This is a genomic window from Pseudomonas sp. LBUM1664 (genome assembly GCF_059695895.1).
On the sequence record NZ_CP166791.1, the window covers coordinates 1,823,560 to 1,847,291 of the forward strand.

20 protein-coding genes are annotated in these 23,732 nt (G+C 58.1%); all 20 read left to right on the forward strand.

Features of this window, described 5'->3' with window-relative positions:
- Positions 1 to 345: 345 nt before the first annotated feature.
- The 20 genes from rfbF to ACA047_RS08790 all read left to right on the forward strand — a co-directional run bounded on the left by rfbF (position 346) and on the right by ACA047_RS08790 (position 23,714).
- Complete coding sequence (rfbF, locus tag ACA047_RS08695; protein WP_497358439.1) at positions 346 to 1,116, forward strand: glucose-1-phosphate cytidylyltransferase; 771 nt, start codon at positions 346 to 348, stop codon at positions 1,114 to 1,116.
- Positions 1,098 to 2,171: a CDP-glucose 4,6-dehydratase gene (rfbG, locus tag ACA047_RS08700; RefSeq protein WP_497358441.1), complete on the forward strand. Its 1,074-nt coding sequence runs from the start codon at positions 1,098 to 1,100 to the stop codon at positions 2,169 to 2,171. The genes rfbF and rfbG overlap by 19 nt, the downstream gene beginning before the upstream one ends.
- Positions 2,164 to 3,483 carry a lipopolysaccharide biosynthesis protein RfbH gene (gene rfbH, locus ACA047_RS08705; RefSeq protein ID WP_497358443.1) on the forward strand — a complete coding sequence of 440 codons (1,320 nt, stop codon included), beginning with the start codon at positions 2,164 to 2,166 and terminating at the stop codon, positions 3,481 to 3,483. The genes rfbG and rfbH overlap by 8 nt, the downstream gene beginning before the upstream one ends.
- Positions 3,483 to 4,178: a sugar phosphate nucleotidyltransferase gene (locus tag ACA047_RS08710; RefSeq protein ID WP_497358445.1), complete on the forward strand. Its 696-nt coding sequence runs from the start codon at positions 3,483 to 3,485 to the stop codon at positions 4,176 to 4,178. Before rfbH ends, ACA047_RS08710 begins: the two co-directional genes overlap by 1 nt.
- On the forward strand, positions 4,175 to 5,542 hold the full coding sequence (locus tag ACA047_RS08715; RefSeq protein ID WP_497358447.1) for a GHMP family kinase ATP-binding protein: 1,368 nt from the start codon (positions 4,175 to 4,177) through the stop codon (positions 5,540 to 5,542). The genes ACA047_RS08710 and ACA047_RS08715 overlap by 4 nt, the downstream gene beginning before the upstream one ends.
- The gene (locus ACA047_RS08720; protein WP_497358449.1) at positions 5,539 to 7,440 is read left to right on the forward strand and encodes an N-acetylneuraminate synthase family protein; all 1,902 of its coding nucleotides are present in this window, start codon (positions 5,539 to 5,541) and stop codon (positions 7,438 to 7,440) included. The genes ACA047_RS08715 and ACA047_RS08720 overlap by 4 nt, the downstream gene beginning before the upstream one ends.
- Before the next feature lie 44 nt (positions 7,441 to 7,484).
- Positions 7,485 to 9,272 carry a thiamine pyrophosphate-binding protein gene (locus ACA047_RS08725; RefSeq protein ID WP_497358451.1) on the forward strand — a complete coding sequence of 596 codons (1,788 nt, stop codon included), beginning with the start codon at positions 7,485 to 7,487 and terminating at the stop codon, positions 9,270 to 9,272.
- Position 9,273: 1 nt separating this feature from the next.
- Positions 9,274 to 10,035, forward strand: coding sequence for a TylF/MycF/NovP-related O-methyltransferase (locus ACA047_RS08730; protein ID WP_497358453.1), 762 nt, complete (start codon positions 9,274 to 9,276; stop codon positions 10,033 to 10,035).
- Positions 10,028 to 11,110: an FkbM family methyltransferase gene (locus ACA047_RS08735; protein ID WP_497358455.1), complete on the forward strand. Its 1,083-nt coding sequence runs from the start codon at positions 10,028 to 10,030 to the stop codon at positions 11,108 to 11,110. The genes ACA047_RS08730 and ACA047_RS08735 overlap by 8 nt, the downstream gene beginning before the upstream one ends.
- The gene (locus ACA047_RS08740) at positions 11,103 to 12,413 is read left to right on the forward strand and encodes an FkbM family methyltransferase (protein ID WP_497358457.1); all 1,311 of its coding nucleotides are present in this window, start codon (positions 11,103 to 11,105) and stop codon (positions 12,411 to 12,413) included. Before ACA047_RS08735 ends, ACA047_RS08740 begins: the two co-directional genes overlap by 8 nt.
- Before the next feature lie 62 nt (positions 12,414 to 12,475).
- Positions 12,476 to 13,117: a methyltransferase domain-containing protein gene (locus ACA047_RS08745; RefSeq protein WP_497358459.1), complete on the forward strand. Its 642-nt coding sequence runs from the start codon at positions 12,476 to 12,478 to the stop codon at positions 13,115 to 13,117.
- Between the two features lie 2 nt (positions 13,118 to 13,119).
- Positions 13,120 to 14,037 (forward strand): LicD family protein, encoded by a 918-nt coding sequence (locus tag ACA047_RS08750; RefSeq protein WP_497358461.1) that lies wholly within the window; start codon positions 13,120 to 13,122, stop codon positions 14,035 to 14,037.
- Between the two features lie 38 nt (positions 14,038 to 14,075).
- A complete protein-coding gene (locus tag ACA047_RS08755; RefSeq protein WP_497358463.1) occupies positions 14,076 to 15,113 on the forward strand; it encodes an NAD-dependent epimerase/dehydratase family protein in 1,038 nt (345 codons plus the stop codon).
- Between the two features lie 43 nt (positions 15,114 to 15,156).
- A complete protein-coding gene (locus ACA047_RS08760) occupies positions 15,157 to 18,642 on the forward strand; it encodes a glycosyltransferase (RefSeq protein WP_497360269.1) in 3,486 nt (1,161 codons plus the stop codon).
- Between the two features lie 234 nt (positions 18,643 to 18,876).
- Positions 18,877 to 19,803 carry a ketoacyl-ACP synthase III gene (locus ACA047_RS08765; RefSeq protein WP_497358465.1) on the forward strand — a complete coding sequence of 309 codons (927 nt, stop codon included), beginning with the start codon at positions 18,877 to 18,879 and terminating at the stop codon, positions 19,801 to 19,803.
- Between the two features lie 276 nt (positions 19,804 to 20,079).
- Positions 20,080 to 20,928 (forward strand): flagellin domain-containing protein, encoded by an 849-nt coding sequence (locus ACA047_RS08770; protein ID WP_497358467.1) that lies wholly within the window; start codon positions 20,080 to 20,082, stop codon positions 20,926 to 20,928.
- Positions 20,929 to 21,000: 72 nt separating this feature from the next.
- Positions 21,001 to 21,366: a flagellar protein FlaG gene (locus ACA047_RS08775; RefSeq protein ID WP_497358469.1), complete on the forward strand. Its 366-nt coding sequence runs from the start codon at positions 21,001 to 21,003 to the stop codon at positions 21,364 to 21,366.
- Positions 21,367 to 21,449: 83 nt separating this feature from the next.
- Positions 21,450 to 22,877 carry a flagellar filament capping protein FliD gene (gene fliD, locus ACA047_RS08780; protein WP_497358471.1) on the forward strand — a complete coding sequence of 476 codons (1,428 nt, stop codon included), beginning with the start codon at positions 21,450 to 21,452 and terminating at the stop codon, positions 22,875 to 22,877.
- 133 nt (positions 22,878 to 23,010) lie between these two features.
- Entirely contained in the window at positions 23,011 to 23,406 is a 396-nt protein-coding gene (gene fliS / locus ACA047_RS08785) for a flagellar export chaperone FliS (RefSeq protein WP_497358473.1), read from the forward strand.
- 11 nt (positions 23,407 to 23,417) lie between these two features.
- Complete coding sequence (locus ACA047_RS08790) at positions 23,418 to 23,714, forward strand: flagellar protein FliT (protein ID WP_497358475.1); 297 nt, start codon at positions 23,418 to 23,420, stop codon at positions 23,712 to 23,714.
- Positions 23,715 to 23,732 lie beyond the last annotated feature (18 nt).

Genomic DNA, 23,732 nt, shown 5'->3' on the forward strand with positions numbered 1-23,732 from the left:
TTAGGGATGGTGTGTATCCGTTTCTGCGGTAATGGCGGCTGGCGGTTCCGCCAGCCGCCATTACCGCAGAAACGGATACATACACCCACTCTGAAATCCCGTCCGTAAAGACGAGCGGATATTAAGCCCCCGAAACGAAGCCCAAAAAAACGGCGCTTTCCCTTCCCGGGAAAAGCGCCGTTTTTTCTTCAAGGCCCCGTAAATAAGGGCTTCCAGCCAGTGGCACCATAATTGCTTTCTAGCTTTTAGCGCCGGTTTTTACTGGCAGGGACGCCGAATAATTGGCGTCTCTTGTGAGTAGTCCGTGCGTCTTGACGCTGATACGGTTCATCTTGAGAGAAGCATATGAAGGCAGTAATTTTGGCTGGAGGACTGGGCACCCGTATCAGTGAGGAGTCGCATCTCAAGCCCAAGCCGATGATTGAAATTGGTGGCAAGCCAATCATCTGGCACATCATGAAAATCTACTCTCACTATGGCATCAACGACTTTGTGGTCTGCCTGGGCTACAAGGGCTACGTCATCAAAGAGTATTTCGCCAACTACTTCCTGCACATGTCGGACGTGACGTTCGACATGGCTGAAAACAGCATGCACATCCACCAGGGCAAGGTCGAGCCGTGGCGCGTCACGCTGGTGGACACCGGTGAAGTCACCGGTACCGGCGGGCGCCTCAAGCGCGTGCGTGACTATTTGGGCGACGAGACGTTCTGCCTCACCTATGGCGACGGCGTTTCCAACGTCAACGTTAACGAGCTGGTCGAGTTCCATCGCCAGCACGGCAAACTGGCGACGGTCACGAGCGTCCAGCCTCCGGGCCGCTTTGGCGCGATGGAGCTTGAAGGTGCTTGCGTCAGAGGTTTCCAGGAAAAACCCCAGGGCGATGGCGGCTGGATCAACGGCGGCTTTTTCGTGCTGGAACCCGCTGCGCTCGATGGCATTGAAGACGACACCACGACCTGGGAATACGAGCCGATGCGCAACCTGGCGCGGCAGGGGCAGTTGATGAGCCACCTGCACCATGGCTTCTGGCAGCCGATGGACACGTTGCGTGATCGCGTCTTCCTCGAAGAGCGCTGGAACAGCGGCCAGGCTGAATGGAAACTCTGGCCTTGAACACATTCTGGACGGGTAAAAAGGTCTTCCTGACCGGCCACACGGGCTTCAAGGGTGGCTGGCTGGCGCTGTGGCTGCGCCAGCTGGGTGCCGAGGTCCACGGCTTTGCCTTGCCGGCCGATACCACGCCAGCCTTGTGGTCCGTCGCGGGCCTGGACCGCTTGATTCCCGGCGACCTGGCCGACATTTGCGAAGGCGCGGTGCTGGCGTCGGCGCTTCAGGCATTCGAGCCGGACGTGGTCCTGCACCTGGCTGCGCAAGCGCTGGTGCGAGAGGCCTATCGCAACCCCGTCCAGACCTATGCCACCAACGTCATGGGCACGGTCAATCTGCTTGAAGCCGTTCGCCATTGTCCCAGCGTGCGGGCAGTGGTCGTGGTGACGACCGACAAATGCTACGAGAACCGCGAGTGGGTCTTGCCCTATCGCGAGTACGACGCCCTCGGCGGTTTCGACCCGTACAGCAATAGCAAGGCTTGCGTTGAGTTGCTCTGCGCCTCTTACCGAAATTCGTTCCTGCAGGACGCTGGTGTAGCACTGGCAACCGCCCGGGCCGGCAATGTCATCGGCGGTGGCGATTGGTCGCCGGAACGGCTGGTGCCGGACATTTTCCGCGCCTGGCAAAACGATGAAGAAGTGGTCCTGCGTTATCCACAAGCGACCCGTCCATGGCAACACGCCCTCGAACCGTTGATGGGCTACCTGATGCTGGCCCGTGGACTGGTGGAGGATGGCGAGCGTCACGTGGGTGCCTGGAACTTCGGTCCCGAGAGCGGCAACGTCGCCACGGTCGAAACCATCGTCGGCCTGCTTGCCGAACAATGGCCGACGCCGGTGCGCTGGTCGGTGGCCCCTCAAGCACAACCTCACGAGGCCGGTTTACTGGCGCTCGACTCCAGCAAGGCGCGCGAAGAACTCGGCTGGACGCCGCGCTGGTCCCTGGCGACCAGTCTTGAACGCACGCTGGCCTGGCACCTGGCCTGGCAGAACGGCCAAGACATGCACAACTTTACCCGCAAGCAGATCGCGGATTACCAAGGCGATACCCATGAGTGAAAGTACTACGCAGTTGCGCCAACAAATTGTCGAGTTAGTGGGGCGCTACGCACAAGCGGCGCTCGCTCCGCAGGTATTCGTTGCCGGCCAGAGCAGCGTACCGCCGGCGGGCAAGGTAATCGGCGCTGCTGAACTGCAATCGATGACCGAGGCGGTGCTGGACGGCTGGCTGACCACTGGCCGGTTCAACGAGGCTTTCGAAAAACGCCTGGGCAAATACCTGGGGCGGCGCTGTGTGCTAACCACCAACTCGGGTTCGTCGGCCAACCTGCTGGCATTTTCCGCGCTGACCTCGCCACGCCTGGGCGACCGTGCGATCAAGCCTGGCGATGAAGTGATCGGCGTTGCCGCCGGCTTCCCAACCACCGTCAACCCGATCCTGCAGTTCGGTGCGGTCCCGGTGTTCGTCGATGTACAAATGGGTACCTACAACATCGACCCGACCAAGATCGAAGCAGCCATCGGGCCGAAGACCAAGGCCATCATGCTGGCTCACACCTTGGGCAACCCTTATGACCTGAGTGTCGTGCGGGCGCTGTGCGACAAATACAAATTGTGGCTGATCGAAGACTGCTGCGATGCCCTGGGCTCGACCTACAAAGGCCAGATGGTCGGCACCTTCGGCGACATTGGCACGTTGAGTTTCTACCCGGCGCACCACATCACCATGGGCGAGGGCGGCGCTGTGTTCACGGACAGTCCGTTGCTCAAGCGCATCATGGAGTCGTTCCGCGACTGGGGCCGCGACTGCTATTGCGAGCCAGGCAAGGACAACACCTGCAAGCAGCGCTTTTGCAAGCAGATGGGCGAATTGCCGGAAGGTTACGACCACAAGTACACCTATTCGCACCTGGGCTATAACCTGAAAATTACCGACATGCAGGCAGCCTGTGCCCTGGCACAGATGGACCGCGTGGAGGATTTCACCGTCGCGCGCAAGCGCAACTTCCGCTGGCTCAGCGAACGCCTGGCCAGTTGCGCCGATTTCCTCATCCTGCCCGAGGCCACTGCGCACAGCGATCCGTCGTGGTTCGGCTTCCCCGTGACCCTGCGTGACGGATGCGGCATCCAGCGTGTCGAGCTGCTGCGCTACCTGGATAGCCAGAACGTCGGTACGCGGTTGCTGTTCGCCGGCAACCTGGTGCGTCAGCCCTACATGCTGGGCCGCAACTTCCGCGTCAGTGGCGAGCTGACGGTGACCGACAAAATCATGAACGACACCTTCTGGATCGGCGTCTGGCCAGGCCTGGGCGAAGAGCACCTGGGGCATGCGGCACGTTGCCTGGAACATTTTTTCGGGCTGGATCGCTGATGCGCGCCTACGTCCTTTGCGGTGGTTTCGGTACCCGTCTGAGTACCGTGCTCCAGGGCTCGCAGAAAGCAGTCGTGGATATTCACGGCCGGCCGTTTCTCGCGCTGGTGCTGGCTGAGCTTAAGCAAGCGGGCGTAGAGCGTGCCGTCCTGTGCGCGCATTACCGGGCCGATCAGTTGGCCGAACTGCTGCCGTCGCTGATGGCCGAAACCGGCCTGGCGCTGGAGCTGGTGGTCGAAGAGCAACCCATGGGCACCGGCGGAGCGATTTTGTACGCCTTGCAACAAGTGCCGCCCGAAGGTCGTTTCCTGGTGCTGAACGCCGACACCTGGCTTGACCGCCGGGCCTATCGATTGGCCATGGCCGCCACCGGCAACGTGCTGGTGGGCGTGGAGGTCGAGGATCGGTCCCGTTACGGCAGCCTGGATTGCTCCGAAAACCTGCAATTGCTGGGGCTGAATGAAAAGGGTCGTTGCGGACCGGGCAGGGTCAATGCCGGCGTCTATGCATTCGCCGCCGACTCGCTGCAAGCGTGCGTCGTTCAGGTCTGCTCGATGGAACAGGACATTCTGCCGATGCTTATCCAGCGTCAGTCGCTCAAGGTCTGTGCCTACACCGGGCCTTTTATTGATATCGGAACGCCTGACGCCTTGAGTGCGTTCAAGTCGCAGTTCGAGGAGGCCGTCCACCCATGAACCAACTGGCCAGAACACAAACGGTCTACATGAACCAGACCATTCTCGACGCCGTTGAGTGCATCGAGACGGGCGACTTGCAAATCGTCTTCGTGGTCAACGAACAGTGGCATCTTGAAGGTGTGTTGACCAACGGCGACTTGCGCCGTTACCTGCTCCAGGGCGGCGAAACCAGCGTGCCGGTCACCGAGTGCATGAACACCGCTTACCGTTCGGTAAAAGTCGGTGCCTCGCGCGAGGAAATGCTCAAGATCTTCGACCTGAGCTACAACGCGATTCCGGTGGTGGATGCATCCGGCTGCCTGGTGGATGTCGTCACGCCCGCACGGCTGGCCGCCAATCAGGAAGTGCCGGTGCTGGCCCGGGCGAGGGCGCCGGTGCGCATGAGCTTCAGTGGCGGTGGTTCCGACCTGACGTATTACTTCGTCGAAAACCCTGCCGCGGTGCTCAGTTGCACGGTCGGGCTGTATTCCCACGCCACTTTGATTCCGCGTACCGACAGCGTGATCCGGATCTTCTCCGAAGACCTGGGCACCCGCGAGTCCTACGCCACCCTGGACGACCTGATGGACCGCGCCGACAAAGGCCTGCTGGCGACCATCGTTTCGGTCATCCAGCCCAGCTACGGGCTGGACCTGTACATGCGTTCCGATTTTCCGGTGGGTTCGGGCCTGGGGGGCTCGTCGGCGGTCGCCACGGCGGTCATTGCCGCCTTCAATGAATTGCGCCGCGATCGCTGGAGCACTTATGAAGTGGCCGAGCTGGCGTTCCAGGCCGAGCGCCTGTGCTTTGGCATCGCCGGTGGCTGGCAGGATCAGTACGCGTCGGCGTTCGGCGGCTTCAACCTGATCGAGTTCAAGGAAGGCCGCAACCTGGTACACCCGATTCGTCTTGAAGATTCGATCTGCAACGAGCTGGAAGAGTGCCTGGTGCTCTGCGATACCCGCATCTCCCACGACTCCGGCAAGCTCCATGTGCAACAGCGCGAAGAAATGAGCAGCAAGGGCGAGCAAAGCCTGCTGCTGACAGAAAGCGTGTCGCTGTGCCGCCGCATGCACCACCATTTGATTCGGGGCGAGTTGCATGATTTCGGCCGCTGCCTGCACGACGGCTGGATGCTCAAAAAGCAATTTTCCCTGGCGGTGAGCGACGGTGTGCTCGACCAGATCTATGAATGCGCCCTGGACGCAGGGGCCCTGGGCGGCAAGTTATTGGGCGCCGGCGGCGGCGGCTTTTTCCTGTTTTTCGTACAACCCCAGCACCGTCAGGCCGTGACCGAAAAGGTCAGAGCGCTTGGCTGCCGAACCACCGATTTCCGTTTTGAATCCAGCGGTGTCACTTCCTGGCGGACCAAAATTCAATGAGTAAGCAGATATTCAGCATCGATGGGATCACCGTCGGTGGGGACCACATTTTTGTCATCGCCGAAGTGGGTAACAACCACAACGGCTCCGTGGCGCTGGCCCGGCAACTGGTGGACGCGTCCATCGACGCGGGCGCCGACTGCGTGAAGTTCCAGTTGCGCAACCGCGAGGCCCTGTATCGGCGCAAGGCCGATGGGTCGCGGGCCGAAGACCTGGGCGTGGAATACATTCAGGACCTGCTGGATAAAGTCGAACTGAGCGTGGATGAACATCGACTGATCCGCGACTACTGCGCGCAGAAAGGCATCAGCTACATCTGCACCCCCTGGGACGAGCCGAGTGTCGAGGTACTGGCCGGTTTCGACGTGCCGGCGCTGAAAATCGCCTCCGCCGACCTGTGCAACCCGTACCTGATCGCCAAGGCCGCTTCCCTGGGCAAGCCGTTGATTCTGTCGACCGGGATGTCCCTGGAGCACGAAATCGTCCGGGCCATCGAACAACTCAATGGCCTGGGCGTACCGTTCGCGCTGCTGCATTGCAACAGCACCTACCCGGCCCCGGAAACCGATATCCAGCTCGGTTACCTGGCGCGTCTGGGCCAGTTGCATGGCCTGGTGGGCTACTCGGGCCATGAGCGTGGCACGGCCATCAGCATTGCTGCGGTGGCGCTCGGCGCCAAGCTGATCGAACGCCACATCACCCTGGATCGCGGCATGGAAGGGCCCGACCACCTGGCGAGCCTGGAACCCGAAGAGTTTCGGCAACTGGTCGACGGCATCCGTCAGGTCGAAAAAGCCCTGCCGTGGACCGGACCGGGGCGCCACGCCAGCCAGGGCGAATTGCTCAACCGCGAAAACCTCGGCAAAAGCGTGATCGCGGCCCGGGCCATCGAACCTGGCGAAACGTTCACCCAGGACATGCTGCGCGTCGCCAGCCCCGGTCAGGGTTTGCCACCGTATCGGCTGGCCGAGCTGCTGGGCAAACAGGCCGGGCGCGCCGTTGCCCAGGGCGACTTCCTGTTCGACAGTGACCTGGTCGCCCAGCAAGAGATCCTTCGCGAATACGCCATGCCGATTCTCTGGGGCGTGCCGGTCCGGTATCACGATTTTCTGCAATACGACCAGTGGATCAAGCCCGACCTGTTCGAATTCCATTTGTCCTACCGCGACCTGAGCGTGGCGCCGCACGCGTACCTGCGCACGGTGCAATGTTCGCGCCTGGTGGTTCACGCGCCCGAGTTGTTCGAGAACAGCGAGCTGCTGGACCTGGCGGCGGACGATCTGGAGTACCGCCAGCGTTCGATCGCCAACCTGCAGCGGGTGGTGGATGCGACCTTGCAGATCGCCGAGTTTTTCCCCAACGCCGATTCGTTGCTGATCGTGGCGAACGTCGGCGGCTTCTCGGCCGACGAACCCTTCCCGGTCAGCCACCGGGCCGAACTGTACCGACGCTTCCGTGAGTCTTGCGCCCAGGTCGACTTCGGTCGTACCGAGCTGATTCCACAGAACATGGCGCCGTTCCCCTGGCACTTCGGCGGCCAGCGTCACCAAAACATTTTCATGATGCCGCAGGAACTGGCCGAGCAGGCCAAGGCCATGAACATGCGTCTTTGCCTGGATCTCTCGCACCTGCAAATGGCCTGCTTCCACTTCGACCTGGACTTCCAGTCCGCCCTGGCCATGCTGCTGCCGCATTCGGCGCACCTGCACGTGGCCGATGCCAAGGGCAGCAACGGTGAAGGTGTCCTGATGGGCACCGGAGACGTGGACTGGCCAGCCACCTGGGCGCAGCTCAAGGATTATCCACAGGTGAGTTTTATTCCCGAAGTGTGGCAGGGCCACAAAGATCACGGTGCCGGGTTCTGGTCGGCGCTTGAGTTTCTGAACGAATTGAATTGAGCCGAGCGCTTGGCGAACTGGGGTTTTGAACGATGAGTACCAAAATGCGTGTAGCTGACTACATCATGAATCGACTGGCGGAACTGGGCATCAAGCAGGTGTATTTCCTGCCAGGTGGCGGCGCCATGCATTTGAACGATGCCCTGGGCCGTCATCCCGACCTTGAGCCGATCCTGTGCCTGCATGAACAGGCCGCCGGCATCGCGGCCGAATCGGCGGGCAAACTCACCGGTGGGCCGAGTGCTTGCATGACCACCTGTGGTCCGGGCGCCACCAACGCGGTCACCGCGACCCTTGGCGCCTGGCTCGACTCCACGCCGGTGTTTTTTATCTCGGGTCAGGTCAAGACCGCCGATTTGAAGGCCGGCACCGGTTTGCGCATGCTGGGTGTGCAGGAGGCCGACATCGTTTCTATCGTCTCCTCGATTACCAAGCGCGCCGTGACCCTGACCGACCCATTGGCGGTCGCCGAAGTGTTCGACGAACTCGAGCATGCCGCGCTGACCGGCCGTCGCGGTCCTGTCTGGCTCGACGTGCCTCTGGATGTGCAGGCCGTGCAGATCGACCCTGCGCAGCTACGCCGTGCCAAATTGCCGCCGGTGGCCGCGGCCGTCGACATTGCCGAGCCGTTGGCCCGCACCCTGGAGTTGCTGAAAACCGCCAAGCGTCCAGGGATTATTGCTGGCAGCGGCATCCGCATGGCCGGCGCCATCGACGCGTTCAATGCGCTGGTTGAAAGTGCTGGCGTCCCGATCATGCCGACCTGGCTGGCGATGGACGTGATCGAGGACGAGCATCCGCTGTTTGGCGGTCGCCCCGGTTCGATTGCACCGCGCTGGGCCAACTTCACCTTGCAAAACTGCGATCTGCTGATCGTGCTCGGCTCGCGCCTGGACATGGCGCTCACCGCTTACAACCATGCACATTTCGCCCCTTATGCGAAGAAAGTCGTGGTCGATATCGATGCGGCGGAAATCGCCAAATTGCAGATGCCGGTTGAAGTGGCGGTGGTGGCTGACGTCAAGCCGTTCATCGAAGGCCTGGTGGCAGGGATCAAGGCTGCACCTTTGCCGGCGTACGACAGTTGGCTGTCGCAGATCGCCGCCTGGCGCCAACGTTATCCGCTGCTGCAGCCTGAGCACGCCGATGACAGTGACGGCGTGAGCATGTATCACTTCACCGATCGCCTGTCGGACCTGTTGAGTGAAGGTGATGTGATTGCTCCCGGCAGTTCCGGGTTCGCCTCCGAACTGTTCCTGCTCAATCTGCGCTTGAAGAAAGACCAGCGCTGCTTCCACAACCGCGGCACCGGCTCGATGGGCTTCGGTGTGCCGTCGGCCATCGGTGCCTGCCTTGCCTCTGGTCGCAAGCAGACGATTTGTGTGGAGGGCGATGGCGGCGTGCAGCTCAATATTCAGGAGCTGGCTACCCTGGCGGCGCAGAATCTGCCGATCAAGTGCTTTGTGATCAACAACCAGGGCTATGCCTCGATCCGTACCTCGCAGAACATGCACTTCAAATTGCTGGTCGGCGCCGATGACACCAGCGGCCTGAAATTGCCTGATCTGCAGCAATTGTCCGCTGCCTATGGCGTCGGTTACGCCCGTATCGATGCTCACAAGGGGCTGGATGCGGCACTGACCGAGGTGCTCGGGCGCAGTGGCCCGGTGATCTGCGAAGTGTTGGTTCAGGTCGAAGAGGCACGCGTGCCACGGGTCATGACCCGTATCAATGAACAGGGCAAGCCGGAAACCGGCGCGTTGGAAGACCTGTATCCGTTCCTGCCGCGCGATGAATTCAACGCGCAGATGGCGATTTCGGAGCACCACTGAAATGGCCTGGCTGAAGCGAAAACTGACCGGCCTGAGCTACCGCTATTTGCGCGGTACGGTTTCATGGGCGCACGCCAAATCCCCCGAGATTCGCCATGAGCGGCTGTTGCCATACTCCAGCTATGCGCCGTGGTGTGGGGACCGGCCTTTTGAGCAAGCGCTGGCGTTGGTCGAGCGCAATACGCTGGTGGATAAATACCGGTTGTATGAGCTGTGGTCGCTGGCCCGGCAATTGGACGGGGTCGACGGCGACTTCCTTGAAGTGGGCGTATGGCGTGGCGGTTCGGGTTGCCTGTTGGCGTTGGCCAGTCAGCGGCCCGGACGCAAGGTGTTCCTCGCCGATACGTTCACCGGCGTGGTCAAGGCTGGCAGCCTTGATACCCGTTACGAGGGCGGTGAACACAGCGACACGGACATTCAACTGGTGGAGGCACTCGCTGCGCGTTGTGGCGTGACCGATCGTGTTCATCTGCTTGAGGGCATGTTTCCAGAACGTAACGCCGAACACGTCGGTCCACGGCTGGCCTTTCTGCACATTGATGTGGATGTGTATGAGTCCGCGCGCAGTGTGTTGGAGTGGGCAATGCCACGTCTGGTTACCGGTGCCGTCGTGGTTTTCGACGACTATGGATTCTTCGGCTGCGAAGGCGTGACCCGGCTGGTAAACGAGTTCACCGCCGCCAACCAGGACTTCCGCTTTCTTCACAATCTCAACGGTCATGCGGTACTGGTACGGGTTGCTTCGGGAGCCAGCCATGTTTAACGGACAGAACTTCAAGCATGTGCTGGTCTACGGTGCACGGTTGGCCGGCCAGCGGGTTCGCAACTATCTGGCCGGTGAGGGGGTTGAGGTCAGTGCGTTTCTGGATCGCGACACTTCGCTCAAAGAGGTCGACGGGATCTGCGTTGCCACCGCATCGGATTGGGCAGCAAAGCATGACCCGGCAAGTGCTTGCGTCATCATTGGCCTGTTCAACAACTATGTGGATGTCGCCGAAGTTGTGACCCAATTGCAGCAACTGGGCTATGGGCGCGTTGTCAGTCTTGTCGAGTTCGTTCGTCATTATCCCAAGGGGCAGCCCTTCCGCTACTGGTTGGTTGAACCGAGCTATTACGAGGCGCATGCCGATCGTATCGCCCACATGCGAGAGCAACTGGCGGACGAGGCCAGTCGCGAACTGTTGGATCGCATCGTTGATTTCAGAATGACCGGTGACTATCTGCGGCTGCCTGCGCCGACGCCTAGGCAGTATTTTCCTGAGGATCTACCAACCTGGCCGCAACCGTTGCGCTTCATTGACTGTGGTGCCTACACCGGCGACACCGTTGAAGAGATGCGTGCTGCCGGACTGACCTTCGAGGCGGTGGCTACCTTCGAGCCCAACCTTGAAAACTACGCCTTGCTCGTCAAGAGCCTGAGCGATCTCAACGCTGTGAATTTTCCGTGTGGCGTTTCCGATGGTAATCGACGGGTCGGCTTCGACGGTGCTTTGGGCGCTGGTGGCCATCTTGTTGAATCGGGTGGCGAGACGGTGACCTGCGTTCGATTGGATGACGCCCTTCCTGAGTTCGCTCCGACCTTGATCAAAATGGATATTGAAGGTGAAGAGCCCGCGGCGTTGGCGGGGGCTCTTCAACTCTTGCATCAATACCGCCCCAGCCTGGCCATCAGTATTTACCACCGCGCCGAACATCTGTGGAGCATTTTTGAGCAGATAGACGGGTACGGTCTGGGTTATCGATTTTTTCTGCGCTGCCACGCCTATAGCTCGTTTGACACGGTGCTTTACGCGGTCGCGCCCAATGAACGCTGCAACGGGGTAGCGACGCATGCGTAACCATGAGAATGCTGATTTGCTACAAGGTGACGAGCTGACGGAGGGGCACACCTATCAGTGCGCTATTTCTCTGGGTGGGGAACCCTCGGTCTTGAAGTTTCGCTTCGATCCGCAGGCGCGCATTGTTCCCGAACAGGAAGTGGTGCTGCGATCACGCCATCAGTTGAATGTTCTGAGACGACTTGGCACCTATCCGGGTATGGCCAGGTTGCTTTCCATGGACTCGTCCGACTTTTCTTATGAGGCGCTGGAAAGGCAGCTCGACGCGCCCGTCTATATCTTCGGCGCCCATCAGGTGGGTGTGCTGTTGGCGCGTTTGTTTGCCAACACGGGCGGTCGTGTTCAGGCGTTCTTCGACAACGATGTAAACAAGCACACTACAACGCTCGACGGAATTAAAGTACAGGCGTTTGACCCCTCCAGCCTTCCTGGCAATGCACTTATTGTTCTGGGTAGCGGTCGCTACAGCGCGGTTATCCAGCGTGACCTGCAAGCCCAGGGTTGGAACAACTTCATGACCATGCAGCAGTTCCTTGCTGCGATGGATGCCCCATATATCACCGAGACAAGTTTCCGCCACTACAGGTCTAAAGTTGTCGATGAGCGCCGGGCGTTTATATCGGCGTTCTTGTGCCTGGACGATGAACGCTCGCGAGAGGTCTTCGATGGTTTGATGACCCAGCGCCTTGATCTCGGCCATGCTGATGCGAAGATCCGTTCGGATTTCATGGACGAATACCTTGAGCCGGCATTCGTCAGCGCCCAGGACCTTCGACATTATGTCGATGCCGGTGCCTACAACGGCGATACCTTGAGCAAAATCGAATCACGTTTCGGCCCAGTGCAAAGCGCTTGTCTTTTTGAGCCGGAGCAACTGGCATTCCTGGAGTGTCAGAGAACGTTCAGTGGGCGCCCCGAAGTGGTGGTGCTTCAGGCCGCCATGACCGAAGTGGCCTGCCAACTGTCGGCTCCCGAATCCAATAGTTGTGATGTGCTCGGCGCATTGTCTTGCGAACAGTCGCCGACGGCGCCTGCGCATGTGCCCGGTATCCCTCTGGATGAGATCATGTCTGGGGACGTGACCCTTATCAAACTCGATATCGAAGGTGCGGAACAGGGCGCTCTTCGTGGCGCCCGTCAGGTCATACAACGTGCGCGTCCGAAACTGTGCGTGTGTGCTTATCATCGCAGTGATGATTTGTGGAAGTTGATCGATACCGTTCTTTCCATTCGAGGCGATTATAAAGTGGGTGTTCGCCATTATTCGGACATTGTCGACGACACCACGCTGTATTTTTATTGATACTCCGGCGCGTGAGGGAGACTTCACGGTTGATTAAAGAGAATTTTAAGGGATGTATGTCTATGAGTTTTAATCCCACCCTTGCTGATCGCTTGGAGTACTGGAACGGCTTTTATAGTCGCCAAGACACCTCGGTACCGCAATTGCCTTCTCAGTTTTCAGTGTTCTCGGCAGGTGAGTTCATTGGCGTGGATGCGGTCGTTGAGTTTGGCTGCGGTAATGGGCGAGACAGTGAGTTTTTTGCGCTCAATGGCTTCCAGGTGTTGGCCTTCGATGCCTCTTCAGAAGCCATTGCCTTATGCCGGCAGCGCACAAAAAGCGTACAGGTTCAGTACCTGTTAAGTAATGCCGAAGGCAGTGCGGAACATCTTCAGGAATTTCTGCAAGGCAAACATCGTGTGGCGGTGTACGCCCGCTTCTTTTTGCATGCGATCGACGCCGAGGTAGAAAAGACGTTCTTTGACATGCTGGAAAATGCGCTTCCATCGGGCAGTTTGGTTTTCCTGGAATACAGAACCAAAGAAGATGAAAGTGGGGCGAAAAGGTTTGGTCAACACTACCGCCGCTACATTGATCATGACGCATTGATCGATACATTGCAGGGGGCGGGATTTTCAATTGCCTACCAGATACAGGGTCGTGGCTTTGCAAAATACCGCGATGAAGATGCTCTGGTCGGACGCTGCGTTGCGGTCAAGGGGTGAACATGCTGCCTGAACAATTAAAAGAAAAACGTTTGGTGCTGTTTGGTGCCGGGCGAGTGGCACGGCTGATGTTTGCGCGGTTTCCCGAGTTGAACGTGGTTGCGTTCGCTGACAACGATCCGCTTAAGGAGGGAACCTACGTCGGCCGAGTGCCGGTCGTTCTGCCGTCGACCTTGCATTCCCTGGATTACGATCTGGTCGTTATCAGCACCGGTTGGTGGGAAAGTATTACCGCTCAACTGCAGGAACTGGGGGTTCCGGCAGAAAAGGTCGTACTGCCTCCGAAAAGTATGCTGGCGGTCAACAGTGGCGCCAAACCGTTTTCGCATGATTTCACCAAAGCGCTGGCCGTGGATGCCATTCAACGGGTCGGTGATTTTGCAGAGACGTTCAACATCCCCATTCTGCTGGATTTCGGCACGCTTCTGGGGGCGACCCGCGATGGTGACCTGATCCCGTGGGATGACGATGTCGACTTCTCTATCAATGACGACGAATTCCCCCTGCTACTGGAGCGTCTGTCAGACCTCAAGGCCCTTCTTCCGCATCGAGAGGGCGTTTGCATCGAGATCATCATTCTCAAGTCGGATGATTTCGTCACGGGTGTATCGGTTACCTTCGAGAACGCGGCTGATTACGACGTGATCGTCCCGTTTGAACTGGGTTTCATGCGTCGCATTTTTGAAGATGGGAAGTCGGTGACCAAGTCATCCGGTCCAGAGTTTATCGCCCCGCAGGTTCATTTCCGTTCGGCCGATACAACCCGCTTCCTGAGCAGGCAGTTTTTCACTCCACATGATGTTCCCGCTTATCTGACGTACGTTTACGGCAATTGGCAGGCACCGAAACAGGATGTCACCCTGGCTGACTATCCGATGCAGGAGTCAGGTTACCGAGAGACTTCGAGGTCGGTTTTCTGAAGAACATGCATGCTTCCCTTCCTTCTGCGGCATTCAGAATGCCTGACGGTCTGCCTTCAATTCTGGCCGGATTGAACCTGCAGAATGAATTGGCCGGGGCTCACCTTCTGTTGACGGGTGGGACGGGGTTCTTTGGCCGCTGGCTATTGGCATTGTTGTGCGACCTCAATGACCGGGGCGCGGCAATCACGGTGACGATCACTTCGCGCAACCCGTCGCGTTTTCTGACGGCCAATCCCGAATATCGCGAGTGTGGCTGGATCGACTGGTTCACGGGTGATATCCGCGATCTCGTTGATCTGCCTGGGCGTGTGCCCGATTTCATTTTGCACGCCGCCGCGGATACCTCGGCAGCGGCGAATGCGCATCCGCTGGAGTTGTTCAATACCCTCGTCGACGGTGCTCGACGGGTTTTTGAACTTGCCGCACGTAACCCTTCTTCGCGAGTGCTGCTAACCGGTTCGGGTGCCCAGTATGGAAGCCTGCCTTTTGCTGCCGGCGTCTGTGAGTCGTATAGCGGAGCTTGTGCAAGTAATGCAGTTGCCAGTGCCTATGCCGAAGGCAAACGGGCCCAGGAGACGCTGGGTGCGCTGTATGCGCAACGCTACGGGATCAAGGTGGTGATGGCTCGCTGCTTCGCTTTTGCGGGGCCTGGGCTGCCGCTGGATGGACATTTTGCCATCGGCAACTTCGTTCGCGACGCCCTGTTTGGCGACGAAATTGTACTCAACTCCAGCGGTCAGGCCCTACGCAGCTATCTTTACGGGGCCGACCTTGCAGCTTGGCTGATGACCTTGCTTGTGCGTGGTGAGCCCGGTGTTGCCTACAACGTGGGCTCGGACGACGCGATCAGCATTGCAGACCTCGCCAGGCGAGTGGTTGCGCGCATAGCACCGCAAAAGCCGGTGACGGTACTGGGGCGCTCCGACGACGCGGGGCGCTCGTTCTACGTCCCCGACATCACTCGGGCCAGAGGGCTTGGGCTGGATGTCTGGACGTCCCTGGATGCCTCAATAGACAGCATGGCGGACTGGGCCCGGGGCCTGGATAACGGATCGACATTCGGCGCCCGCTGACCGGGCTTGATACCACACCCCATTCGACGGGAAATTAGTCTTGATGCGCAAATTGTTTTCCAAGCGGCCACAGCCTTACTACATCTATGCGCCGAACTATCGCCGCAGTTCCGCCGGCATTCGGGTCCTGCACATGCTGTGTGACGCACTTAACCGTTCGGGCTATGAAGCCTATATCGCCGCCCGGGTGTTTGATCCGAATCTGATGACACCCTATTTGAGCGGTGAGGTCAAAGCGTTGCACAGGTCCCAGGGCCTGGAGCCTATTGTGGTCTATCCGGAAATCGTCGACGGCAATCCACTCGGGGCGGGAGTCGTAGTACGTTACCTCCTGAACCAGCCAGGGTATCTGGGGGGCAGCGGTATCTTTGACCAGGATGACGTGCTGTTTGCCTATTCGCGGGGGCTGCTGCAGCCTGGCATGCCGGAGGAAAATATTCTCCATCTGCCACCTATTGACCTGAGTATCTTTTGCCCGCCAGTCAATCCAGCCAAACGGATACCGGGCAAAGTCTGTTACTACCAGGGGAGGGCAGCACAGGCGAAAATCGATCCTCAATTGCTGCCGCCCGACGCGACGGAGATCACCCCTGAGTTTCCAGATTCCTGGGAAGGGCTGGCAGATCTGTTTCAGCAGTGTGAGTATTTTTACCTTGCCGAGCGCTCGGGGCTGGCAGCCGAAGCGGCGCTTTGTGGGTGTATCAGTATTGTCTTGCCAGGACAGTATGCGCAGGCTCAGTTGTCTGAGTTCGAGAATAAAAATTACGGAACGGCTTGGGGAAACACCCCCGAGACCATTGAGCGTGCCCGACAGACTCTGCCATTGTTGCGCCAGACTCAGCTTGAGCATCAGGCGAAATTCTGGTCTGCGCTGGACCATTTTATCGACGTGACCCAGCAAGCAGGGCGTGCCTGGCAAGCGCAGAGCAAGGGCGGCGAAGGCGGCCGGTGGCTGGCTTCGCGAGTGCTGAGCGATGTGCAAAAAAACGTGCTCAAGGCATGTTTGAGCGACAAAACCGTGCCGGCATTCGAGTTGTTGGTGCTTGACGGCAAGGGCGAGCCGGATAAGTTGACTTGCACGCTCGACAGCATCAGGGCGCTTGATGAGGACTACGCCTCGATTCGCGTGACCGTGCTGGCGCCCGATGTGGCCAGAATCGCTCCCCAAGCCAATCTCGAAGCGTTCCAGGTTGCGGCAGGATCGCAAAGTATGGAACTCATCAATCAGCGGCTTTTCGAGTCGAGTGCCACATGGTTCATGGTACTCAGGGCCGGGGATGAATTGACTGCCAGCGGTTTCTTGACAGCCGCTCTGGACCTGATCGATGCGCCCGCGCTGCGGGCGGTTTATGCCGATGAAGTCATGCGCAATGCCAACGGCAATCTGGACTTGATGCTGCGTCCGGATTTCAATCTTGATTTGTTACTCAGCCTGCCTGCCACCCTGGTTGGGCACTGGTTGTACCGTCGTGATGTCTGGCAGGGGATGGGCGGTTTCGTGACCGACTGTCCGGATGCCTTCGAACTGGAATTCATTCTTCGCCTGATCGAAACAGCCGGGCTCGAAGGGTTGGGGCATATCAGCGAGCCCTTGGTGATCAGCGATCTTTTGACGTTGCAGGATAACCCGCAAGAGCGGGCACTTATCGAGCAGCATCTGCATGCACGGGGCTTCCTGGCGGCGCAGGTTGATTCGCAACTGGCGGGCTGTTATGAGCTGAACTACAACCATGCCGATACGCCGGCGGTCAGTATTCTGATTGTGATCGATGGCCAGTTACCTCACGCGCAACGATGCGTCGATAGCCTGTTGGGACAGACCCAATACAGTCGCTACGAATTATTGTTGCTGGATCGTGGCAATGAAGAATCGACTGTATGCGACTGGTTGTCGGGTATTGAGCAATTGGGTGCCGAGCATATCCGGGTGCTGCGTTTCTCGTCCCATGCATCGGCTGAGGCCATTCGCAACCAGGCCGCCAGTGAAGCAAGGGGCGACGTCCTTTTGTTCCTCGACTGCGCCATCGGTGTCATCGAGCAGGGCTGGCTGCAGCAATTGCTTAACCATGCCATGCGCCCGGAAGTGGGGTGTGTCGGGGCGAAGTTGATTGATGCGCAGGGTAAGCTGCGTCATGCCGGGCTGGTGATGGGCCTGGGCGGTACCCTGGGCAGGCCATTGGCAGGTCAGAGCGCCGACACGGCAGGTTATATGCTCCGTGGACAAGTGGATCAGAACTATAGCGCTGTGAGTGGCCAGTGCCTGATGCTGCGTCAGGAGCTGTTCCTGGGGTTGGGGGGCTTTGATGAAGAGCTCGCGCCTTGGGCGGATGTGGATCTTTGTCTAAAGGCCCAACAAGCCGGTTATTTGAACGTGTGGACGCCGCGCGTGCAGTTGCTGGTGAGCGAGTCGGAAACTCTCGAGGCCACGCCGCAACAGCGCCACCGCTTATATGAGCGATGGTTGCCTCAGTTGGCTCGAGATCCGGCATACAACCCCAATTTTTCGCTTGCTGGCGGTGCGGCGTTCACCCTTGCGGACTCGAAAATGTCCTGGCGTCCCCTGGCAGCCTGTAAGGCTCTGCCAACTGTTTTAGCTCACCCCCGTACGCCAGGTGATATTGGCGGGCGTCGAATTATCCAATCCTTCAACGCGCTGCATGAGGCAGGATTGATCGACGGCCGTCTTTCACCCACCTTGCTTTCGGTGGTGGAATTGGAGCGCTACGCCGCAGATGTAATTGTGCTTGCACAGCCGGTCAGCGATAGCAACCTTGAAGCGATGCAGCACATGGGGGCTTTTTCCCGGGCATTTAAAGTCTACGACATGGGTGAATACCCATCATTGTCCGAGCCGGCGCTCGCGATGTTACGTCAGGGCCTGTCTTATATGGATCGGCTGGTGGTGAACAGCGAGGCAATGGCGCAGGCATTCAAAGGGGTCCATCCCGATATCCGGGTCTTTGGTCCCCACCTGTCCCTGGGAGACTGGGGCAGCTTGGACAGTAAGCGCCGTTGCGCAGATCGGCCGCGAATCGGTTGGGCTGGTGGCATGGGCGATGCCAGTGAGTTTGATATGCTTGCCAACGTGGTGAAGGACCTTGCTGCCGAGGTCCAATGGGTGGTTTTTGGCCCGTGCCCAGATCATCTGCGCCCCTTCGTGCATGAATGTCATGGCAATGTCGACATGTCTTCCTATCCGAAGAAGCTGGCATCGCTGAACCTTGATCTGGCATTGGCGCCGCTGGGTGACAACCCATCCAACCGCTTCAAGACCCCTCTGCGACTATTGGAATATGGGGCGTGTGGCTATCCGGTCATTTGCAGCGACCTTGAGGCTTATCGAATCGATTTGCCGATCATGCGTGTGAACAACAGCTATGAAGCGTGGATGGAGGGCATTCGGGCTTTTCTGAGTGATCTTGATGCGGCGGCTCAGGTGGGGGATGCCCTGCGCGAACGTGTGGGCCGTAACTGGACGCTGACAGGCCCAGCGTTGTTGGCTGCGCGCGATATATGGCTGCCCGATTGAATATGAAAACTGTGACGTTGTTGCATGGCCGCGCAAGGATAAATTGTTTTCCAGTAGAAAACGGCGTGACGCATAGGTCATAAAGTGCATCTTCAATGTATTGTGTTCTCCGGACCGAAGGCGCGTTCAGTTCATCGAACGTCGTGTTCATGTCTGCGGTTCAATCGTTGTGAAGCACCCCCACCGCGTTTTTGGGGTACATATTCAGTAGCTATTTATGATCGGGAAGCCATGATGATTGGCATAAAAAGCATAGCGAGTTACGTGCCGACCGCTGGTGTGGATAACTACGCTCAGGGTGCCAAATTCGAGAAGGATGAAGAATTCATCCTTGGAAAGATCGGTTCGGCGTTTCTGCCGCGCAAAAACGCTGACCAGGAAACTTCGGACCTGTGTGTCGAAGCGGTGAACGCCTTGTTCGCCAATAACCCTGAACTTACGCGTGAATCAATCGATGCGCTGATCGTCGTCACTCAAAACGGCGACGAAGAGGGCTTGCCCCATACCGCGGCCATCGTGCAGGACAAACTGGGTTTGCCGACTCATGTCGCGGCTTTTGACATCTCCTTGGGCTGCTCGGGCTACGTGTACGGCATCTACGCCATGAAAGGCTTCATGGAGGCCGCGGGTCTGAAGAACGGCCTGTTGGTGACGGCCGATCCTTATTCGAAAATCGTCGACCCTGAAGATCGCAACACCACCATGCTGTTTGGCGACGCCGCCACTGCGACCTGGATGGCCGATGATGCCACCTGGCAATTGGGCAAGGCCAAGTTCGGGACCGATGGTTCCGGCGCGCCGCACCTCAAGGTCAGCGACGGTGTGTTTTTCATGAACGGACGCCAGGTGTTCAACTTCGCCTTGCTGAAAGTGCCAGCACATTTGCACGAACTGCTGGACGAATCGTCATTGCAAGCCAGCGATATCGATGCGTTCTGCATTCACCAGGGCAGTGCGGCGATTGTCGATGCCGTGGCGCGCCGTTTCGAGGGCGAACCGGAGAAGTTCATCAAGGACATGGTCGAGACCGGGAATACCGTGTCGTCGAGCATTCCACTGCTGCTGGAAAAGCACGTTCTGGATGCCGACTGGAAGCGCGTGGCAATCAGCGGTTTTGGTGTCGGCTTGTCGTGGGGTTCGGCGATTCTTTACCGAAACTGATCCAGGCACTTCTATATATAGCGCTCCGGGCTCAGCCTGCAGCGCTATTTTTTTGCCCGAGCCCTTTGCCTGCGGGTTCTTGACGCCATTTTTCAAGCCTTCCTCAAAGGCTAACCTCTTGTTTTCCATGAGGGTGGCAGTCTGCTAGCAAATTTTTTGAAAAAAGCCCTCAAGCAAGTTCCTAATCCGACGATAACTATTACGAAGGTTCTCTAGGCCACACCCGGCGGTTGCCAGGGCCGGAAGCCGCAGTACCCAACCAACGAGGAATTCGTCATGGCTTTAACAGTAAACACTAACGTCACATCGTTGAACGTTCAGAAGAACCTGAACAAGGCTTCCGACGCTCTGTCCACTTCGATGACCCGTCTGTCTTCCGGCCTGAAAATCAACAGCGCCAAAGACGACGCCGCTGGCCTGCAGATCGCCACCCGTATGACCTCGCAAATCCGCGGTCAGACCATGGCAATCAAAAACGCCAACGACGGTATCTCCATGGCGCAGACCGCTGAAGGCGCGATGCAGGAACAAACCAACATCCTGCAACGTATGCGTGAACTGGCTGTTCAGTCCCGTAACGATAGCAACAGCTCAACAGATCGTGACGCTCTGAACAAAGAATTCACTCAGATGAGTGACGAGCTGACTCGTATCGCCAACAGCACCAACCTGAACGGCAAGAACCTGCTCGACGGTAGCGCCAGCACCATGACCTTCCAGGTCGGCTCCAACACTGGTACTTCCAACCAGATCACCCTGACCCTGAGCGCCAGCTTCGACGCTGACACCATGGGTGTAGGTTCTGCAATCACTATCGCTGGTTCCACCAGTGCCATTGCTGAAACCAACTTCTCGGCTGCTATCGTTGCAATCGACGCTGCACTGCAGACCATCAACACCTCGCGTGCTGACCTCGGTGCTGCACAAAACCGTTTCACCAGCACCATCTCTAACCTGCAGAACATTAACGAAAACGCCAGTGCTGCACTGGGTCGCGTACAAGATACCGACTTCGCTTCTGAAACTGCACAACTGACCAAGCAGCAGACTCTGCAGCAAGCGTCTACCTCGGTGCTGGCTCAGGCCAACCAATTGCCATCCGCTGTACTGAAGCTGCTTCAGTAATAGCTGGATGAGTTTTAGCGGGGGAGTGCGCTTGCGTACTCTCTCGCTTTTTCCGTTCCAGAGGTGATGGACATGGATATGAGCGTGAAGCTGAACTTGTCTTATCCAGCGGCGAAGCCGGCACCCACGGTGGTCGACAAGCCAGTGGAGAAGCCTCGAGCCGTTGCTGCTACCGCAGCGCCGGTCAAAGAAACCCCTAAAGACAATACTACCGAGCAGGACAAGCTCAAGAAAGCCGTTCAGGACATCGAGAAGTTCGTTCAGTCGGTCCAGCGTAATCTGGAGTTTTCTATTGACGAGCCTTCAGGCAAAGTAGTAGTGAAGGTCATTGCCAGTGACTCCGGTGAAGTGATTCGCCAGATCCCGAACGAAGAAGTTCTAAAGCTGGCCAACAGTTTGACTGATGCAAATAGCCTGCTGTTCAGCGCGGAAGCCTGACAACTGGCACGAATTTTGTTGCTATGTTCTTTTGGGCGTTGTAATGGTCAAAAGGCCGGCGACACACTGAAGGGAGTTTTCACATGGCAAGTCCAATTCAAACTACCACGGGGCTAGGCTCCGGTCTGGACACAGTAGCTATTGTCAAAGCTTTGGTGGACGCTGACAAATCGGCCAAGCAAAGTCAGATCACTCGTGCGACGACCACCACCACCAACAGTATTTCCGGGATCGGATCCCTGAAGTCCCTGCTGGCCGCCTTCAAGACCACCATGACGGACCTGTCCAGCAAAACCAACCCGCAATTCTCGGGTTTTGCTGCAACCTCTTCCTCCGTCGGTGTCGTCACGGCCACAGCTGGCAACTCGGCAGTCGCCGGCACTTATGCAATCAAAGTCGATAACATCGCCACGTCGTCCAAGGTCACCACTGCAGCTTTTTCCGGTGGTACCACCAGTGCCATTCCCACCGGTACGCTGACCATCAATCAGAACGGTGTCGACTACAACCTTGATGTGCCGGCCGATTCGACCCTGCAATCGGTGCGCGACTCGATCAATGCTGACGCTTCGCTCAAGGCGGCGGGTTTCAGTGCCAACATCGTGACTGACTCGTTCGGCTCGCGTCTGGTGCTGGGTTCGAGCACCACCGGCGCCGGTTCCGACATCTCGGTCAGCGGTATTGCAGGGCTTGAGATCGATGGGACTAACGTTGTGGGTGCCGGCGGCGCTGCGTTGACGGCCAGCTCGGCCGGTGCCATCGGCGCCGTCGCGTCGGATGCCAAGTTCTCTATCGATGGCATGGCGCTGACCAGCAAAAGCAATACTGTCGACTCGGCAATTTCCGGGTTGAAATTGAACCTGGTCTCCGGTGGGGGGGCGACTTCAACCGTGACCGTCGCGTCGAACAATGACGGCCTGAAAACGTCGATCCAGAAATTTGTCGATGCCTATAATGCAATCGCCAACGGCGTTACCTCGCTGACCAAGGCGTCGCTCGACGATGATGGCAACCCGACCGTTGCGGCGAAATTGACCGGTGACGCATTGCCACGTTCGATCCTGGCATCGATTCGTGGTCCATTGTCGGAAAGCGGTTCCGGCGACAAGCTCACCGTACTGGCGCAGTTGGGGATCACCACCAACCAGAAAACCGGTGGCCTGGACTTCGATACCACCAAGTTCACCGCGGCGATGAACGACAAGAAGCTCAGCGGTGAGGTCCAGACCTTGTTCACGGGAGACAACGGTCTCTTGGAGCGCATGGGCAAGGCTATCGACCCTTACACGAAGACGGGTGGGATCCTTGACCAGCGGACCACTTCGCTGAACAAGACCCAGAGCCGGCTGACGAAAGATCAGGAGGCGCTGGATCGTCGGGTCGAGACCCTGACCTCCGTACTGACCAAGAAGTACAACGACATGGACAGCCTGGTCGGCAAGCTGAAAGCCACTGCCAGCAACATCACGTCGATGTTCGAAGCGATGACGGCGCAACAAAAAAACAGCTGATTTCCAATCGATGCAAAAAAGCCCGGAGGCGTTTTAAGACGCTCCGGGCTTTTGTTTTTTTCGATCTAAAGTTTTTTGACACGACGTCGATACGTTGTTTATACGAACTGAAATTTTTTTGATGAGGTAGAACATGAATCCGATGTTAGCCCTTCGCCAATACCAGAAAATTGGTGCCCAGGCGCAAACCTCCGAAGCAAGTCCCCATCGTCTGGTGCAGATGCTCATGGAGGGCGGGCTCGATCGCATTGCTCAGGCCAAGGGCGCGATGGAGCGCAAGGACATTGCCAACAAAGGCATATTGATCAGCAAGGCCATTGGCATCATCGGCGGCTTGCGTGAAGGCCTGGATCTGGAAAATCAGGCCGAGTCGGTGACGGAGCTGGATAACCTCTACACCTACATGATGAAGCGTCTGACCGAGGCCAACGTCAAGACCGATCCGAAGATCCTCGACGAAGTCGCCGATCTGCTTTGCACGGTCAAGGAAGGCTGGGATGCCATCGCCGTGCCTGGCTTGCAATTCTAAGGAGTACGCTCATGAGTCTTGTTTTGCAGCGAATCGAACAAACCCGTGATGCCCTGGTCGGTGCTCTGGCCGAGCGTAACTGGGAAGCCATCGGTCAATTGGACATGACGTGTCGTTCCTGCATGGAAGATGCCCTGAGCGAGTCCGAGGTGGACGCGGCGGCGTTGCGTAGCAATCTTGAGGAGTTGCTAGGGGTGTACCGGCTATTGCTGGAGGCGGCGACGGGAGAGCGCCAGGCGATCGTCGATGAGATGTCGCAGATCCACCAAGCACAGAACGCGGCAAAGGTTTACCATCTGTTCGGTTAATGCTGAGTTAATCCGAAC